14 protein-coding genes are annotated in these 17,100 nt (G+C 60.0%); 10 read left to right on the top strand and 4 right to left on the bottom strand.

Annotated features, from left to right (window positions below; translation table 11 throughout):
* From ABHR75_RS08350 to ABHR75_RS08325, 6 genes are all read left to right on the top strand, one after another.
* On the top strand, positions 1 to 367 hold a 367-nt coding region (locus ABHR75_RS08350; protein WP_346964089.1), incomplete at its 5' end, for a hypothetical protein.
* 422 nt (positions 368 to 789) lie between these two features.
* Positions 790 to 1,038: an HPr family phosphocarrier protein gene (locus ABHR75_RS08345; RefSeq protein WP_040358817.1), complete on the top strand. Its 249-nt coding sequence runs from the start codon at positions 790 to 792 to the stop codon at positions 1,036 to 1,038.
* A 188-nt stretch (positions 1,039 to 1,226) separates the two neighbouring features.
* Positions 1,227 to 1,469, top strand: coding sequence for a FeoA family protein (locus ABHR75_RS08340; protein WP_040358815.1), 243 nt, complete (start codon positions 1,227 to 1,229; stop codon positions 1,467 to 1,469).
* Positions 1,470 to 1,508: 39 nt separating this feature from the next.
* Positions 1,509 to 1,730, top strand: coding sequence for a FeoA family protein (locus ABHR75_RS08335; RefSeq protein ID WP_006234774.1), 222 nt, complete (start codon positions 1,509 to 1,511; stop codon positions 1,728 to 1,730).
* 123 nt (positions 1,731 to 1,853) lie between these two features.
* On the top strand, positions 1,854 to 4,181 hold the full coding sequence (feoB, locus tag ABHR75_RS08330; protein ID WP_346964088.1) for a ferrous iron transporter B: 2,328 nt from the start codon (positions 1,854 to 1,856) through the stop codon (positions 4,179 to 4,181).
* A gap of 175 nt (positions 4,182 to 4,356) precedes the next feature.
* On the top strand, positions 4,357 to 4,557 hold the full coding sequence (locus ABHR75_RS08325) for a hypothetical protein (protein ID WP_035136858.1): 201 nt from the start codon (positions 4,357 to 4,359) through the stop codon (positions 4,555 to 4,557).
* Positions 4,558 to 4,742: 185 nt separating this feature from the next.
* Here ABHR75_RS08325 and ABHR75_RS08320 read toward each other — a convergent pair whose 3' ends face one another.
* The gene (locus tag ABHR75_RS08320; protein WP_346964087.1) at positions 4,743 to 5,447 is read right to left on the bottom strand and encodes a response regulator; all 705 of its coding nucleotides are present in this window, start codon (positions 5,445 to 5,447) and stop codon (positions 4,743 to 4,745) included.
* Positions 5,440 to 8,175 (bottom strand): ATP-binding protein, encoded by a 2,736-nt coding sequence (locus ABHR75_RS08315; RefSeq protein WP_346964086.1) that lies wholly within the window; start codon positions 8,173 to 8,175, stop codon positions 5,440 to 5,442. Before ABHR75_RS08315 ends, ABHR75_RS08320 begins: the two co-directional genes overlap by 8 nt.
* A gap of 334 nt (positions 8,176 to 8,509) precedes the next feature.
* Between ABHR75_RS08315 and kdpA the strand changes: the two genes are divergently transcribed.
* From kdpA to ABHR75_RS08295, 4 genes are all read left to right on the top strand, one after another.
* Entirely contained in the window at positions 8,510 to 10,333 is a 1,824-nt protein-coding gene (gene kdpA, locus ABHR75_RS08310; protein ID WP_346964085.1) for a potassium-transporting ATPase subunit KdpA, read from the top strand.
* Positions 10,334 to 10,349: 16 nt separating this feature from the next.
* The gene (gene kdpB, locus ABHR75_RS08305; RefSeq protein ID WP_346964084.1) at positions 10,350 to 12,404 is read left to right on the top strand and encodes a potassium-transporting ATPase subunit KdpB; all 2,055 of its coding nucleotides are present in this window, start codon (positions 10,350 to 10,352) and stop codon (positions 12,402 to 12,404) included.
* 12 nt (positions 12,405 to 12,416) lie between these two features.
* Positions 12,417 to 13,007 carry a potassium-transporting ATPase subunit KdpC gene (gene kdpC, locus ABHR75_RS08300; RefSeq protein WP_346964083.1) on the top strand — a complete coding sequence of 197 codons (591 nt, stop codon included), beginning with the start codon at positions 12,417 to 12,419 and terminating at the stop codon, positions 13,005 to 13,007.
* Positions 13,008 to 13,253: 246 nt separating this feature from the next.
* Positions 13,254 to 15,203 (top strand): oxidoreductase, encoded by a 1,950-nt coding sequence (locus ABHR75_RS08295; RefSeq protein WP_346964082.1) that lies wholly within the window; start codon positions 13,254 to 13,256, stop codon positions 15,201 to 15,203.
* A 120-nt stretch (positions 15,204 to 15,323) separates the two neighbouring features.
* Here the strand turns inward: ABHR75_RS08295 and ABHR75_RS08290 are convergent, their stop codons facing one another.
* Positions 15,324 to 15,965 (bottom strand): RpiB/LacA/LacB family sugar-phosphate isomerase, encoded by a 642-nt coding sequence (locus ABHR75_RS08290; RefSeq protein WP_138114092.1) that lies wholly within the window; start codon positions 15,963 to 15,965, stop codon positions 15,324 to 15,326.
* Positions 15,966 to 16,105: 140 nt separating this feature from the next.
* Positions 16,106 to 16,915 carry a gluconate 5-dehydrogenase gene (locus ABHR75_RS08285; RefSeq protein ID WP_138114095.1) on the bottom strand — a complete coding sequence of 270 codons (810 nt, stop codon included), beginning with the start codon at positions 16,913 to 16,915 and terminating at the stop codon, positions 16,106 to 16,108.
* Positions 16,916 to 17,100: the final 185 nt, after the last annotated feature.

Below are 17,100 nucleotides of genomic sequence, written 5' to 3'. Positions count from 1 at the left end.
GCTCATGATCGTCACCAACATGACGGCTGCCACCGCTCTGCTCCCACCGCTGCTGATTTTGCTTGCCTACTTTATGCTGCGCAAGAACTTTGACGCCGCTCCCCGTGGCTTCCGCATGGGTTCGCGCAGCTTTGGCCTGGTCGTTGCCGCATTCCTGCTTGTGGTCTTCTGCTTCGTGCTTATCTGCGGCACCATTCCGCTCGATCAGCCGCTGTGGCTGACGCTGGTCTACAACGTTGGCGGCGTGGTTGTCTTCTTGGGCCTTGCCGTGATGTGGTACAACCGCTACATCAACCGCCTGCGCGAGACCGATCCCGAGGCCGCCGAGAACGAGCTTCGCCCTTCCGTCCTCGATATGATGGAGTAGCGGCTAGGATTAATCTACGGCTGTGGAATAAATCGATTCCCTTTCCTAAGGAGGGGCCTTACGAGGCCCCTCCTTTTGTGTTTTGGGGCATGGCCTTGGCCCCCGTGGTCAAAAAATGCCAAATATGAGTACTGTTGCAAAAGAAGTGCCATATTTTTCGGCCTGCTCTGAGCGAAAATGGGCTCAAAATCGATTTATCTAACTCCCTTTAAAGGGCGTTTGACGGCTTTCAACCTCTTCGAATCGCTCAAATTAGGCAATTTGCTCTCGATTTTGCTGCTACTAAATTGGTGACAGTACTCATATTTGCCACTTTTTGACCACGAGGTGTTCAGAGGAGCTCTCGAGAAGCATCTAACGGTACAATAGCTACCACGTGGCTGGGTTTTGCCGGCCGAATGTGCGATGTCGTGGGAGGGGACATGGTCGAGTTTACAAAGACGATTAAAGATCCGTTGGGATTACATGCCCGCCCGGTTGCGCTGCTCTATGACATCATTGCCAAGCACCGTAGTGACGTGTCGGTTTCGATTGGTGACCGCTACACCGATGGCCGCGACGTTATAGGGCTCATGGCACTCTGCGGCGAATGTGGCGAAGACGTCGTGTTCCGCGTTTCGGGCGTAGATGAGGCCTCCTGTGTCACATCGATCAGAAATCTCTCGCTTTAAGCATGACAGGGCGTGGCAAAGGATGGTCCTTTGCCGCGCCCTTTTGTTTCGTATAGGAAACTTTTTCGAAATCTGAATGGGGACCCTTTCCAAAAAGTTAACCACGTGTTAGTTTACTAAAGCGAACATAGATGTGGCTAACTTTTACCATGTCGATGTGAAGGACGAACTGACGTTAGGAGCCACTCATGTCTTGCGGACCGCAGATGCCGGCAATGCCGCTTTCGATGGTAAAAGCGGGCGAAACCGTGCGCGTGTCTCGTGTAAAGGGCAATGAGGACATGAAGCACCACCTCAAGGACCTCGGCTTTGTCGAGGGCAGCGAAATCCACGTGGTGAGTTCGAGCGGCGCCAATATCATCGTTACGGTGCTGGGCGCACGCTTTGGTATCGATTCCAAGGTTGCCATGCACATCATGACCGTCGGTTAGTCTGCAGCATTTCATAAAAACCGAAAGGGGGACAAGAGGATGAAGACGTTGGGTGACGTTAAGGTGGGCGAGAGCTCCACCATCGTCAAGCTTCACGGTGAGGGTGCGCTTCGCCGCCACCTTATGGACCTGGGGCTCATCAAGGGCACTTCGTTCAAGGTCGTGAAGGTTGCACCGCTCGGTGATCCGGTCGAGATCAACGTGCGCGGCTACGAGCTTTCCATCCGCAAGGAGGAGGCCGCCGTCGTCGAGGTCCAGTAAGGGCTCGCGGCGTATATTTCTGCAGATAAAGTTAGGTATTTCTAACTTAATGCAGCAACTTTAAAGCACATTATCCAGCCCGTGCGGAGAAAGCAGCGCGGGCGCACAAGGAAGAAGGATTGAATGGCGGATTCTCAGATCCATGTCGCGCTGGCGGGTAACCCCAACTGCGGCAAGACCACGCTTTTCAACCTGATCACCGGCGCCAACGGCTACGTTGGCAACTGGCCCGGCGTCACGGTTGAGAAAAAGGAAGCCAAGCTCCTAAGCGACAAGAACGTTACCATCACGGACCTCCCTGGCATCTACTCGCTTTCCCCCTACAGCCCCGAGGAGCAATGCTCGCGCGATTACCTCATGAGCGGCGAGCCCGATGTTGTCGTCCAAGTTGTCGATGCCACCAACCTCGAGCGCAACCTGTACCTGGCGCTTCAGGTTATCGAGACCGGCCTGCCCGTGGTCGTTGCCCTCAACATGGCCGACTTGGTCGAGAAGAACGGCGACAAGATCGACACGGACAAGCTCTCCAAGAAGCTCGGCTGCCCGGTTATGATGATCTCCGCTCTTAAGAACAAGGGCATCAAGGAGCTCTTCGAGCAGGTCAAGAAGTCTGCAGCTTCCAAGGGCCAGGTGCCGGAGCACAAGTTCGACTCCTCCATCGAGGACGTTCTTGACCACATCGAAAACAATCTGCCTGCGAGCGTTCCCGCTAACAAGCGCCGCTATTACGCCGTCAAGCTGTTCGAGCGTGATGCGGACGCCTGCAAGCTCATCAACCTCACCAAGGAGAAGGCCGCTCGCGTGGAGGAGCTGGTCGCTCAGTGCGAGCAGGACTGCGACGACGATGCCGAGTCCATCATCACCGGTGAGCGCTACGGCGTGATCGCACACATCATCGACGAGTGCCTCACCAAGGCCCCGGCCAAGATGAGCACCTCCGAGAAGATCGACCGCGTGGTTACCAACCGTATCCTGGGCCTGCCGATCTTTGTGGTCATCATGTTCTGCGTGTACTACATCGCCGTTTCTACCCTGGGCGGCACGGTGACCGACTTCACCAACGACCAGCTCTTCGGTACCGACGGTTGGTATGTGCTCGGCCAGGGTCGCGACGCCTACGACGCGGCCGTCGAGGCTGCGGGTGACAATGCCGACTCGGTCGACCCGGCACAGTACGGCCCCTATGTCCCGGGTATCACCACCGTGGTGCACGACGCCCTTGTGGCGGGCGGCACCGAGGACGGTGGCCTGGTCGATTCGCTGGTCTGCGACGGCATCGTCGGCGGCCTGGGCGCCATCTTCGGCTTCGTCCCGCAGATGTTCCTGCTGTTCGTCATGCTGTCCTTCTTGGAGGACTGCGGCTATATGGCCCGCGTCGCCTTCATCATGGACCGCGTGTTCCGCCGCTTTGGCCTGTCCGGTAAGTCCTTCATCCCCATGCTCGTGTCCTCGGGCTGCGGCGTCCCCGGCGTCATGGCTACCAAGACCATCGAGAACGAGAAGGACCGCCGCATGACGGTCATGACCACCACGTTCATTCCCTGTGGCGCTAAGCTGCCGATCATCGCCCTGCTCATGGGTTCCATCATCGGCGATTCTTCTACCACCGCCGCGTGGATCAGCCCGCTCTTCTACTTCCTGGGCGTCTTTGCCGTCATCGCCTCGGGCCTCATGCTCAAGAAGACCAAGCTCTTCGCCGGCCGCCCGACCCCGTTTGTCATGGAGCTCCCCGCTTACCACTTCCCGGCGATCCGCTCCTGGGCGCTGCACGTGTGGGAGCGCTGCTGGGCCTTTATCAAGAAGGCCGGCACGATCATCTTTGCGTCCACCGTCGTCGTTTGGTTCCTCTCCAACTTTGGTAGCTATAACGGTTCCTTTGGCTTCTTGCCTGCGATGGACGGCATCCCCGAGGAGTTTATGGACTACTCCGTGCTCGCCATGCTCGGCAACCTGGTCGCTTGGATCTTCGCCCCGCTCGGCTTTAGCACCTGGCAGGCCACCGCGCTGACCGTCTCTGGCCTCGTCGCCAAGGAGAACGTCGTCGCCACCGCCGGCTCGCTGCTGTCCGTCGCCGACGCGGGCGAGACCGACCCGAGCCTGTGGACCGCGTTTGCCGGCATGTTCCCCACCATGGGCGCTTGCGTTGCCTTCGGCGCCTTCAACCTGCTGTGCGCTCCGTGCTTTGCCGCCATTGGCACCATCCGCAACCAGATGGACTCTGGCAAGTGGACCGCGATTGCCATCGGCTACGAGTGCGCCTTCGCTTGGGTGATCGGCCTGTTCATCAACCAGTTCTACAACTTGCTTGTTCTGGGTCAGTTTGGCATCTGGACGGTTGTGGCCATTGTGCTGCTGGTTGCGATGCTCTTCCAGATCTTCCGTCCCATGCCCAAGCATGTATGGACCGACGAGGACGAGACCAACACTGCTTCCGCCGCAGTTTCCGCTTAAGTCCGAATAAGGATTAACCCCTTTCCACGAGCCCGGGTGTCTCAGCGACACTCGGGTTTTTTGGTGGGAGAGATATGGCATTTCCGCAGATAAAACTGACCAAATTAAACCTGTCCCTATTCGGTAGGTGGAGAATGGGGTAAAGTAAGTGATGGTTAACTAGAGGAGGCTTGCTATGGCACCTATCGATATTGTTGTACTGGCTGTTATCGGTATTGCGTTTGTCGCGGTATGCGTGCGCATCTACCGCAAGGGCACTTGCGCCGACTGCGCTCAGGGCGGCGTTTGCACCGGGCATTGCTCCAACAAAAAGACGTGCGCCGCGCTGAAAGGCGTCGACAAAATCGCCGAAGACTTGGGTCGCGGTATCAAGTAAGGCCCAGACATCCAAGTGCCCCGCGGGCATCCGTTCGCGGGGCACTTTGTGCATTTGGGCGCGAGTGCGGCGAGTTGAAGAGTAATTTTGGGCATCGTTAAATCAGTTGCGGTGAAATACGGACTGTTTTGGCTGTCAAAGGCCTTATCCACTCCGTATTCCACCGCAACTTTTTGTTGGGCGGGCTAGAGACGCTGCATGCGGTACCCGACACCCATGTGTGTCTGAATCATCTTGGGGTGAGAGGGGTCTGCCTCGATCTTCTTGCGCAGGGTGCGCATGAACACGCGCAGGCTCGCCAGATCGCTGTCCCAGCTCGTGCCCCATATCTCGCGGGTGATGAAGGTGTGGGTGAGCACCTTGTCGACGTTTTTAGCCAGAAGGACGAGCAATTTGTACTCGGTTGGGGTGAGCGAGAGCTCGCGTCCGTCTTTCGTCGCGTATCCCGCGGCGTAGTCGATATGCAGCGGACCGTTGTCGAACGTGCTCGCTTCTGTCGACTCGCTCGACGCCATCGAGGAGCGCCTCAAATTCGCACGGACGCGCGCGAGCAATTCATCCACAGAAAAGGGCTTGGTGAGGTAGTCGTCTGCCCCTGCGTCAAGTGCTGCGATCTTGTCGGAATCTTCGGTGCGCGCCGAAATGACGATAATGGGGACTGCCGACCAGCTTCGGATCTTCGTGATGACCTCGATACCGTCGATGTCGGGAAGGCCGAGGTCGAGCATGATGAGGCTGGGGCCGTGCGACACCGCATCCATGATGGCGGCCTGGCCGTCGCAAACCTTGCTCACGATATAGCCGTGGAGGTCAAGCGCGGTCGAAACGAGGTTTTGAACGGTCAGGTCATCTTCGACCAGGAGGATGCGTGGCTTAGCGGCATTATTCATGAATCTCGATCTCCTCGGCAGGCAGGGTAAAACGGAAGACGGCCCCATGGGGGCTGTTGTCGCGAACTTCGATGACGCCGCCATGCGCCTCCACGATGGAGCGGCAGAGCGACAGCCCAAGGCCGATGCTTCGACGCGAATCCACGGGCCGCGTATTGCTTGAGGTGAAGAAGCGCTCAAAGATATGAGGCTTGTCGCAGTCTGCCACACCCGGCCCATCGTCTGCGACGTCCACCACGACGAACGCACCCTCGCGACGTGCGCTGATGGTGACAGTCGAGTCCTCGGGCGTGTATTTGAAGGCGTTCATGATGAGATTCGTAAGCACCTGCATGATGAGATGGACGTCGATGCGTACCAGCAGGATGTCATCAGTGTGCTCGATGGTGACGGTACGCCCATGCGATGCTTGGGCGACATGGCTGAGGGCGGCCTCGATGACCTCGTCGATGAGCTCGGATGTTAAGTTGAGGCGAATGGTGCCGTCCTCGACGCGTGTGATGGCGAGGAGGTTCTCCACGGTATCGATAAGCCAGAGGGAGTCGTCGTAGATGGCATCGGCAAGATCGCAGCGTTGTTCGAGGCTGAGCTTCTCGTCGCTCTTCCGAAGGATTGCCGCAGATCCGGATATAGCTGTGAGGGGTGTCCTCAAATCGTGGCCGATGGAGCGCAAAAGGTTGGCGCGCAGCTGCTCGTTTTTCGCCAAGACCGCAGCCTCTTCGCGCTCTTGCGCCGCCCGGTCGCTTTCGAGCGCCAAGGCGCATTCACCTACGATAGATAGGACGATCGAATGCTCGAAGGCTTCGATCTCGCGCCCCTCCAGGGCGATACCGATGACACCGAATACCTTGTCGCCGGTGCGAACCGCGAGGTAGAGGCAGCGCGCCTCAGGCAGGGTCCGCGTGCTTGCGCCCGCGCGCTTGTTGTTGGTGTAGGTCCAGGTTGCAACGGCGCGCTCGTAGTCGGTGAGCAGCGACGCGGATCGGTTTTCGGTGCCAGCGGACTCATAGAGCGCCTTGCCGAGCGTGCCGTGTTCGGCGGGGTAGAAGACCACGTCGAGTTTTAGCAGTTTGATGAGTTGGTTCATGGCGACGCGGGCGCACTCCTCCGCGCTATGGGCTTGCTGCAAGAGCTGGTTCGTTTCGAGGAGTACACGCGTTTTGAATGCGTTCTCGGCGGAGGTACGGGCGTTGTCGGCGATGCGCGCAGTTAACTCGCCGGCGACCATAGCGGTAGCGAACATGATGCCGAACGTGACCAGATAGCTCCGGTCGTAGCTGGCGAGCGAAAACAGGGGCGTGACGAAGCAGAAGTTGTAAAGCACTACAGAGAGCACGCTCGATACGATCGTGCAGATACGCCCCGTCGTGGTGACGGCGGTCAGCAGGGCCGTGAGGATATAGAGGGATATGATGCTGGAATCGGCAAATCCCAGATGGCGGAAAGCCGTGCCGATCGCCGTGGCGGCAAGAGAGAGGGCCAGCGTGCGAAGCACGTTTCGGCTGCTGGGCGGCTGCAGGGCGAGCGCATGGCGGCGTCCTTTGGGCCGGGAGGGCGGAGTCGACTGGTCTGGAATGATGTAAATGTCGAGGTTCGGGGCGAATGTTATGAGCTGTTCTACGAGAGATTTGCGGCCGAAGAGGGCCTGACGGACGCTGCTGCGCTCGCCCGTGCGCCCCATGACGATCTTCGAAATACCCGACAGGCGCGCGAACTCGGAGATCTGAAACGCGATGTCGTCGCCATAGACGGTTTCCATATGTGCTCCGAGCTGCTCGGCTAGGGCGATATTGGCTGCAAGCTTGGCGCGCTCATCATCGCTCATGGCTTGCGTGCGCGGGCTCTCTACGAATAGGGCGACGAGCTCGCTGCGAAACGCTTTCGCCATGCGTGCGGCGGCACGGACGATGCGGGGATTGGTCGGCGCCGGGGAGACACAGACCAAGATACGCTCCCTGGTGTAGTAGTCACGGTTTCCCAGCACGCGTGCGGCGTCTGTGAGGTGACCGGTGCGATCGGCGCAGCGGCGCAGCGCGATTTCTCGGAGTGCGGTGAGGTTCTCGACGGTAAAAAAATGCTGTTGCGCTCGGTCGGCTTGTGCGGGACGGTAGACGAGGCCGGCGCGAAGGCGCTCAAGTAGGTCTTCGGGCTCTATGTCGACGAGCTCGACCTGGTCGGCATCATCGAAGATACGGTCGGGGATTCGTTCGCTCACGACAACGCCGGTGATGGATGCAACCATGTCGTTTAGGCTCTCGATATGCTGAACATTCACGGTCGTATAGACGTCGATGCCCGCATGTAGAAGTTCCTCGACGTCTTGATAGCGTTTGTCGTGGCGAGACCCCGGCGCATTCGTATGGGCGAGCTCGTCGACAAGGATGAGCTGAGGGGCGCGTTCGATAGCCGCATCTAGATCGAACTCGCTGAGCGCAATGCCGTTGTGCTCGATGAGTTTACAGGGCACATTCTCAAGCCCTTGTGCAAGATGGGCAGTTGCCGGACGTTCGTGCGGCTCGATGTATCCCGCGACGACGTCGACACCTCGCCGCTTGGCGGCGTGGGCGGCTTGAAGCATCGCATAGGTTTTGCCTGCGCCAGCAGCGTAGCCAAAGAAAATCTTGAGGTGTCCCCGGCTGGTTCGAGCGTCATCGGCGGCCTCGTCTTTCTCAATTGCCTTGAGGATGAGGTCTGGGTTGACGCGAGTGTCCGATGCGTCGCGCTGCATAGCGTAGCCTTTCTGAAACGTTGTCCATGCGTGCATACGCGGTGAGGACGCCACTGTATGCCCGCGAGGTCGAGTATAGGCGCACTGCAGCCGCAATAGTGCTTTCTACCTGCATCTTTACGATATCTTAAGGACGTGAGCCCCGGCCCTCACGCCTCTTTAATCCCTAGAAGCGTTTACTGTCCCCAGACGCTTGCGAGAGCAGGCGTCCGAGACATCGGACCGCGCGTGAAAGGGGCGGTAAATGGACATCCTCATTCCCATCATCGGAGTCGTCTGCATTGGACTCCTTATCTATTACATCTACATTCTGATGAGGAGTGATTCGTAAACTATGGACGCTGCGATTCAGTACATCTTGTACTTTGCCGTGCTCGTCGTCCTGGCCGTTCCGCTCGGTCGGTTCATGGCCCATATCATGGATGGTGAGCATACGTTCCTGTCGCCTGTGATTGCTCCTGTGGAGCGTGGCGTCTATCGTCTGCTTCGCATCGACGCGGCAGAGCAGATGGGGTGTAGGCGCTATCTAGCGAGCGTGCTGGTCTTTTCGGGGATCGGCTTCGTGGCTCTTGTGGCACTCCAGGTGTTTCAGTCCTTCTTGCCAGGCAATCCCCAGCACCTGCCGGGTGTGTCATGGGACCTGTCGTTCAATACGGCTGCTTCCTTCATAACCAACACCAACTGGCAGTCCTACTCCGGTGAGACCACCCTGTCCTACCTTGTGCAGTTCATGGGTCTCACCGTGCAGAACTTCGTTTCCGCCGGCACCGGTATCGCGGTCATGTTCGCGCTGATCCGCGGCTTCCGTCAGGTCAAGGAGCAGGGTCTGGGTTCCTTCTGGGTCGACCTCACCCGCACCGTCCTGTATGTGCTCATCCCGCTGAACCTCGTGTTCGGCATCTGTCTGGCTGCCGGTGGCGTCATCTCCAACTTCCAGCCGGCCCAGAAGGCTGAGCTCGTAGAGCCCGTCGCTGTTCAGCCTAATGCAGACGGCGGCTGGAGCGTCATCGACGGCGCCCAGATCGAGGGCGACACGGTCAAGGTCGACGGCAAGGTTGTCGAGGGCGCGCGCGTGGTCACCGAGCAGTTTCTGCCCCAGGGTCCCGCGGCTCCTCAGGTCGCCATCAAGCAGTCCGGCACCAACGGCGGCGGCTTCTTCGGCGTGAACTCCGCCCATCCGTATGAGAACCCCAGTGCCTTCACCAACATCATCGAGATGACCAGCCTGCTGCTGATCCCGGCCGCCTGTTGCTTCACCTTCGGTATCGGCGTCAAGAACACCAAGCAGGGCAAGGCCATCTTTGCCGCCATGTTCATCCTGCTGGTGATCTTCACCGGCATCATTGCCGTCAACGAGCATGCGGGCACCCCGCAGCTGGCCGATGGCGGAGCGGTCAATATCGAGATGACCGACGGCCAGGCCGGCGGCAACATGGAGGGCAAGGAGAGCCGTTTCGGTATCGCCTCCTCTTCTACCTGGTCCGCTTTCACGACGGCTGCTTCCAACGGCTCGGTTAACTCCATGCACGACTCCTACACCCCGCTGGGCGGTTTTGTCCAGATGCTCCAGATTGCTCTGGGCGAGGTCGTCTTCGGCGGCGTGGGCTGCGGCCTGTACGGCATGATCGGCTTCGCCATCCTCACAGTGTTCATCGCCGGCCTCATGGTCGGACGCACGCCTGAGTTCCTGGGCAAGAAGATCGAGCCGGGCGAGATGCGCTGGGCAGTTGTCCTGTGCTTGGCAACTCCGTTTGCCATTCTGGTGTGCTCGGCCATCGCCTGCATGGTGCCCGGTCTTGCCGACCAGCTCAACAATGGTGGCGCGCACGGCTTCTCCGAGGCGCTGTATGCCTTCACCTCATGCGGCGGCAACAACGGCTCGGCGTTTGCAGGCATGAACTGCAACATTCCCTGGATCAACGTCATGCTCGGCCTTGAGATGCTGTTCGCCCGCTTCATGCCCATCATCGGTACGCTGGCTATCGCCGGCTCGCTGGCCAAGAAAGGTAAGGTCGCCGAGAGCGCCGGTACCCTGTCTACCACCAACGGCATGTTCGTATTCCTGCTCGTGTTCATCGTTCTGCTGATCGGTGCCCTGAGCTTCTTCCCGGCCCTGGCGCTTGGCCCCGTTGCCGAGTTCTTCCAGATGATTGCGTAAAGGAGGGCGCAGATTTATGGCTATGCAAAAAGACATGATGGGCCGCGCGGTCCGCGACTCGTTTGCCAAGTTGGATCCTCGCGTCCAGATTCAAAACCCGGTCATGTTCCTGGTGTGGCTTTCCGCCGGCATGACCTCCGTCCTGGCCGTCGCTTCCATCTTCGGTGTGCAGGACGCGGGTGTGCCCACCTACTATGTGGTCGCCATCGCGGTCATCCTGTGGCTCACAGACCTGTTCTCGAACTTCGCCGAGGCGCTTGCCGAGGGCCGCGGTAAGGCTCAGGCCGATTCCCTGCGTGCGGCCAAGAAGGATGTCGAGGCCCATCGCATCGAGTCCGTTGAGGACAAGGAGCACTTCACCGTCGTTCCCGGCACCGAGCTTACGCGCGGCGACCTGGTGATCGTACGCGCCGGCGAGCAGATTCCCGGCGATGGCGACGTCATCGAGGGCGCTGCCTCCGTTGACGAGTCCGCCATCACCGGCGAGTCCGCCCCCGTGGTCCGCGAGGCCGGCGGCGACCGCTCTGCCGTTACCGGCGGTACCACGGTGCTATCCGACTGGATCATCGTCAAGATCTCCAGCGAACCCGGCCAGAGCTTCCTGGACAAGATGATCGCGATGGTCGAGGGTGCCGCGCGCAAGAAGACCCCTAACGAGATCGCTCTGGAGATCTTCCTGGTGGCCCTCTCTATCGTCTTTATCCTGGTCACGCTGGCCCTGTATTGTTACTCCTGCTTCTCGGCCGGTCTTAACGACATGGTCAACCCCACGGCCGTGACCACGCTCGTGGCACTGCTCGTGTGCCTGGCTCCCACTACCATCGGCGCCCTTCTGTCCGCCATCGGTATCGCCGGCATGAGCCGTCTGAACGAGGCCAACGTGCTGGCCATGTCCGGCCGCGCCATCGAGGCCGCCGGCGACGTCGACATCCTCATGCTCGACAAGACCGGCACCATCACCCTGGGTAACCGCCAAGCCGCCGAGTTCATCCCGGTCGACGGCGTCGATCCCGCGGAGCTGGCCGATGCCGCCCAGCTTTCCTCGCTGGCCGACGAGACCCCCGAGGGTCGTTCCATCGTCGTGCTCGCCAAGGAGCAGTTCGGTCTGCGCGGTCGCACGCTCGAGGATAAGGGTATGGAGTTCATCCCGTTCACCGCGGCAACGCGTATGTCCGGCGTGAACTACGAGGGCAATGAGATCCGCAAGGGCGCTGCCGATTCCGTGCGCACTTATGTGGAGGCAGCCGGCGGCGTGTTCTCCCAGGAGTGCGACGAGGCCGTCGAGCGCATCGCCAAGGCCGGCGGCACCCCGCTGGTCGTGACCAAGAACTGCCGTGTGCTGGGCGTTGTGTACCTTAAGGACATCATCAAGTCCGGCGTTAAGGAGAAGTTCGCCGACCTGCGCCGCATGGGTATCAAGACCATAATGGTGACGGGCGACAACCCGCTCACCGCCGCGGCAATCGCCGCCGAGGCCGGCGTTGACGACTTCCTGGCCGAGGCCACCCCTGAAGGCAAGCTCGAGAAGATCCGCGAGTTCCAGCGTGAGGGGCACCTGGTCGCCATGACCGGTGACGGCACCAACGACGCGCCCGCTCTGGCCCAGGCCGACGTCGCCGTGGCCATGAACACGGGCACCCAGGCTGCCAAGGAGGCCGGCAACATGGTTGACCTCGACTCCAGCCCTACCAAGCTCATCGAGGTCGTGCGTATTGGCAAGCAGCTGCTCATGACCCGCGGTTCGCTCACGACCTTCTCGGTGGCCAACGACATGGCGAAGTACTTCGCTATCATCCCGGCCCTGTTCTCGCCGATCTACCCGGGCCTTGGCGCGCTCAACATCCTCGGTCTGGCAAGCCCGCTGTCCGCGGTTCTTTCGGCCATCATCTATAACGCGCTCGTTATCGTCGCGCTGATCCCGGCCGCGCTGAAGGGCGTTAAGTACCGCGAGGTACCGTCCGGACAGCTGCTGACCCACAACCTGCTCGTATGGGGTCTGGGCGGCATCGTTGCCCCGTTCGTATTCATCAAGCTCATCGACATGCTGCTCGCGTTCTGCGGCATTATGTAAGTGGAGGTTTGTATGTTCAAAGGTGTTGCATCGCGCGCACTGGGCGTGTTCGCGCTGTTTACCGTTGTCTGCGGCCTGGGCTATACGCTCGTCGTGACCGGCATCGCCCAGGTTGCGTTCCCGTATCAGGCGAACGGTTCACTCATTACGGTCGACGGCAAGGTTGTGGGTTCCGAGCTCATCGGCCAGAACTTCGATGACGAAGCCCACATGTGGGGTCGTATCCAGAACGTGTCAATTGTCAAAGGCGAAGACGGCGAGCTCATGGCGTATGGTGCCCCGTCCAACTTATCCCCGGCGAGTGAGGAGTATCGGCAGCTTGTGGATGCGCGCGTGAAGAAGATCCGCGCCTCCAACCCCGACGCCGGCATGGATGCCGTGCCCGTCGACCTGGTGACGTGTTCGGGGTCCGGCCTCGACCCGGAGATCTCTCCGGATGCCGCCGAGTACCAGGTCCCGCGCCTTGCCAAGGCCACGGGCAAAAGTGAGGACGAGGTGCGAGACATCATCGCCGCGTGCACCAAGGGCCGTTTCCTCGGCGTGTTCGGCGAGCCCACGGTCAACGTGCTCAAGGTGAACCTTATGCTGGACGGCGCGCTGTAGGTGAGGGAGTGGCGGATGAGGGCATAACTGACTATCTGAGCCCTCAATTCCACTCCGCCCATCAGTTGCGGTGAAATACGGACTGTTTTGCCTGTCAAAAGCCTCATCTACTCCGTATTCCACCGCAACTTTTTTATGGGTCGAGCAAAAGGTGGGGGAGTGCGTGCGGCTGTGCGCCGGGCGGATACTGATACGATAGGGGAATCAGCAAGTGCCGCCGAGCGGCTCAAACGAAAGGAAGCCTGTATGGAGTCCTCTGCCTATCCGATGCTCTTTAGCCCCATCAAGGTTGGTACGACCGAGGTTAAGAACCGTGTCTTTATGCCGCCGGTGTCCACCAACCTGGCCGACCATGGCTATGTGACCGACGACCTGGTCGACCACTACCGCGCTCGCGCCAAGGGCGGCGTGGGCCTCATCATTACCGAGGTCGTGACGGTCGAGCCCACCTATACCTACCTGCCGGGCGACATGTGCTGCTATGACGACACGTTCATTCCCGGTTGGGAAAAGCTCGCCGCCGCCGTGCACGAGTACGGCTGCAAGATCATGCCGCAGCTCTTCCACCCCGCCTACATGGCCTTTAATATCCCGGGCACGCCGCGCCTGATCGCCCCGTCCTTCGTGGGCCCGTCCTATGCCCGCGAGGCACCGCGCCCCATTACGGTTGATGAGATCCATGAGCTCACGCACCAGTTTGGCGACGCTGCCGTGCGTATGCAGAAGGCCGGCGTCGATGGCGTCGAGGTCCATGCTGCCCACGCCCACGGCATGCTCGGTGGCTTCTTGACCCCGCTCTACAACAAGCGTACCGACGAGTACGGCGGCTCGCTCGATGCCCGTATGCGCTTCTTGCTCGAGGTCATCGCCGAGATTCGCGAGCGCTGCGGCAAGGATTTCATCATCGACGTCCGTATCTCGGGCGACGAGTACACCGATGGCGGCCTGACTCTCAACGACATGATCTATGTCTCGCGTCGCCTGGAGAAGGCCGGCGTCGATATGATCCACGTGTCGGGCGGCACTACCATCAAGCGCGGTTCCGCGATTCCCGCCGCCGGCACCCAGCAGGCCTCGCACGCCGCCTGCTCGCGCGAGATTAAAAAGCACGTCAACATTCCCGTCGCCACGGTCGGCCGCATCAATGAGGCATGGATTGCCGAGGAGCTGATCGAGGACGGTGCCGCCGACATCTGCATGATGGGCCGCGCCAATCTGTGCGATGCTGAGTTCTGCAACAAGGCGGCTGCCGGCAACGCCGACGAGATCCGCCCCTGCATCGGCTGCCTGCGCTGTCTGAACGGCATTATGTTTGGCAAGCGCATCTCCTGCACCGTTAACCCCGATGTCGAGCGCGACGAGGCCGGTTACGAGCCTGCCGCCGAGGCCAAGAACGTGCTCGTTGTGGGCGCCGGTCCCGCTGGCATGGAGGCGGCGTTCATTGCTGCCAAGCGCGGACATAACGTGGTGCTCGTGGACAAGCAGGACGAGCCGGGCGGCGAGATGCGCATCGCGGCCGTTCCGCCGGCAAAGCAGGAGCTCACCCGCGTGATCAAGTACCAGTATCGCCGCCTGGCCGAGGCCGGCGTGAAGTGCGTCTTTGGTACCGAGCTTTCGGCCGAGGACATTCAGCGTGACTACGCTGGGTACGAGGTTGTCCTGGCCTATGGCGCCGAGCCTATCGCTCCGGCCTTTATGCAGGGCTTTAAGCAGGTCATGACGGCTGATGACCTGTTGGGTGGCAACGCCTTCCCGGGCAAGAAGATCGTCATTGTGGGCGGCGGCACCGTCGGCTGCGAGACGGCCGACTATCTGGCTCCGCTGGTCAACGACCTGTCGCCGGCCAACCGCGACGTCACCGTCATCGAGATGACCAAGACCCTTGCCGCCAACGAGGGCGGCGCCGGCCGCGCGGTACTCATCACGCGCATGCTCTCCAAGGGCGTTCACGTGCTGACCGAGGCCAAGGTGACCGAGATCACCGAGGATACTATCAGCTACGAGAAGGACGGCGAGGTCCACACCATCACCGGTGCCGATACGCTGGTGCTTGCCATGGGTTATCGTCCCAATACCAAGCTGGCCGACGACCTTGCCGCTGCCGGCGTTGCCACCCACGTGCTGGGCGATGCCAACAAGTGCGGCAACATCCGCGATGCCATCGGCGATGGCTACAAGGTTGCCTGCGAACTCTAGTCAACCCCTTGGTGCATGGGGGACCTGTCTCCGCGGCGTCAGTCGGTAAATAGCAAAAAGCGACGGCCGTCCCGTACGTGGGACGGCCGTCGCTTGCGTTAGTTGCAATAAGTCGTGCGATTAGAGCCCCAGGAGCTCCTTAACCTTGGCGATGATGGTCTCGTCGGTGGCGTTGGCAAAGAAGTACTCCTGGAAGTGCTCGCCGGCAAGTGCGCCCTTCACCAGGTCCTGATCGATCTCGCCCAGGACGTCGACGAGCGGACGCATGGTCACAGCGCGCACGCCGTCGAGGATCTTCTTGTTACGCTGCTCGGGCTCAACACGCTCGGCGGGGTAGCCGTTGCCCGAACCAAAGCCAAAGAGCTTCTCGAAGGTGTACTCAAGGTTGAGCTCCTGGCCCCAGCCGTTCTTAAGAGCGAAGGGCATGGCAACGGCGTTGCCGTCGTTGACCTGGGCAAAGGTGTAGGCGTCGAGCGGGTCGGCAACGTGGCCGCACAGCACGCCGGGGAAGGAGTTGCAGGCGAGCATGGCGCCCTCGCCGGTGCCGCAGCCGGTCACGACGTAGTCGGCAGCACCGGAGTTCAGCAGCACGGCGGCAAGGATGCCGTTCTGCACGTAGGTGAGGGGCTTGGAGTCGGCGTCGGCATACATACCATAGTTAAAGACGGTGTGCCCCATGGGCTCGACAACCTTCTTAAGGGCAGCCTCGATCATGGGGTTCTTGGAGTTCTGAGAGTTCTCATTGATCAGAGCGATTTTCATTGCGAATTACCTTTCTATTTCTAACTTGCGGTGAAATACGGACTGTTTTGCCTGATAGAAGCCAAAACCAATCCTTATCTCACCGCAACTCAAATGAAAAACGAGTGGATGAAACCTGATATGGGCAGTTGCGGCGACGCTTATTGAGGCTGCTTTCCAATGTATGCGAGGATTCCACCGTCGACATAGAGGATGTGGCCGTTGACGAAGTTCGATGCATCGGAAGCCAAGAACACGGCGGGGCCCTTCAGGTCCTCGGGCGTGCCCCAACGGGCTGCTGGCGTCTTGGCAATGATGAACTGGTCAAACGGGTGGCGGCTGCCGTCGGGCTGCGTCTCGCGCAGCGGTGCGGTCTGCGGCGTGGCGATGTAGCCGGGTCCAATGCCGTTGCACTGGATATTGGCCTCGCCAAACTCCGAGCAGATGTTCTTGGTGAGCATCTTGAGTCCGCCCTTGGCCGCGGCATAGCCGGCGATGGTCTCGCGGCCCAGCTCGCTCATCATCGAGCAGATGTTGATGATCTTGCCGTGGCCCTTGGCGATCATGCCGGGCAGGCAGGCCTTGGACACGATAAACGGTGCGTTGAGGTCAATATCGACGACGCGGCGGAAGTCCTCGGCGCTCATGTCGAGCATCGGGGTGCGCTGGATAACGCCGGCGTTGTTGACCAGGATGTCGGGCGTGGTGCCAAAGTCGGCCTCGATCTTGGCGATGAGCTCGGCAACGACGGCCTCGTCGGTGACGTCTGCCACGTAACCATGAGCCTCAAAGCCCAGCTCGCGGTAGTGCTTCTCGGCCTCGGCTACCTTGTCGGCGTGACGTGCGTTAAAGGCGATCTTGGCGCCAGCCTCTCCGAGCGCCTCGGCGATAGCCATGCCAATGCCATAGGTGGCGCCGGTTACCAGTGCGACCTTGCCGTCCAGACGGAAGCTGTCCATAAGATCAGACATAGCGATCCTTTCAAAAGAAACGTTCATCTATATAAGTCTTGCTTTTCATACAAGGTCAGTATAGGAGAAGAGGATGATTTAAAAATCAGATTCTCCTAAAATCAGGTGCCTTGATTATCGACTTTATCCGAACACCTCCCACATTCATCCGCACATGTACGGATGAATGTGGGAACCCGATACCC

This window comes from Collinsella aerofaciens, assembly GCF_039752955.1.
Classification (GTDB): Bacteria; Actinomycetota; Coriobacteriia; order Coriobacteriales; family Coriobacteriaceae; genus Collinsella; species Collinsella aerofaciens_BI.
The sequence above is the reverse complement of the archived record's forward strand: the minus strand, read 5'-3'. Positions and strand labels throughout refer to the sequence as shown.

Bases quoted from the DNA above. Each gene is read 5' to 3' on its own strand.
- ABHR75_RS08315 (WP_346964086.1), bottom strand. From the start codon at position 8,175: ATGCAGCGCGACGCATCGGACACTCGCGTCAACCCAGACCTCATCCTC.
- feoB (WP_346964088.1), top strand. From the start codon at position 1,854: ATGGCGGATTCTCAGATCCATGTCGCGCTGGCGGGTAACCCCAACTGC.
- ABHR75_RS08340 (WP_040358815.1), top strand. From the start codon at position 1,227: ATGTCTTGCGGACCGCAGATGCCGGCAATGCCGCTTTCGATGGTAAAA.
- ABHR75_RS08290 (WP_138114092.1), bottom strand. From the start codon at position 15,965: ATGAAAATCGCTCTGATCAATGAGAACTCTCAGAACTCCAAGAACCCC.
- ABHR75_RS08285 (WP_138114095.1), bottom strand. From the start codon at position 16,915: ATGTCTGATCTTATGGACAGCTTCCGTCTGGACGGCAAGGTCGCACTG.
- ABHR75_RS08345 (WP_040358817.1), top strand. From the start codon at position 790: ATGGTCGAGTTTACAAAGACGATTAAAGATCCGTTGGGATTACATGCC.
- kdpA (WP_346964085.1), top strand. From the start codon at position 8,510: ATGGACGCTGCGATTCAGTACATCTTGTACTTTGCCGTGCTCGTCGTC.
- ABHR75_RS08325 (WP_035136858.1), top strand. From the start codon at position 4,357: ATGGCACCTATCGATATTGTTGTACTGGCTGTTATCGGTATTGCGTTT.
- ABHR75_RS08320 (WP_346964087.1), bottom strand. From the start codon at position 5,447: ATGAATAATGCCGCTAAGCCACGCATCCTCCTGGTCGAAGATGACCTG.
- kdpB (WP_346964084.1), top strand. From the start codon at position 10,350: ATGGCTATGCAAAAAGACATGATGGGCCGCGCGGTCCGCGACTCGTTT.
- ABHR75_RS08335 (WP_006234774.1), top strand. From the start codon at position 1,509: ATGAAGACGTTGGGTGACGTTAAGGTGGGCGAGAGCTCCACCATCGTC.
- ABHR75_RS08295 (WP_346964082.1), top strand. From the start codon at position 13,254: ATGGAGTCCTCTGCCTATCCGATGCTCTTTAGCCCCATCAAGGTTGGT.
- kdpC (WP_346964083.1), top strand. From the start codon at position 12,417: ATGTTCAAAGGTGTTGCATCGCGCGCACTGGGCGTGTTCGCGCTGTTT.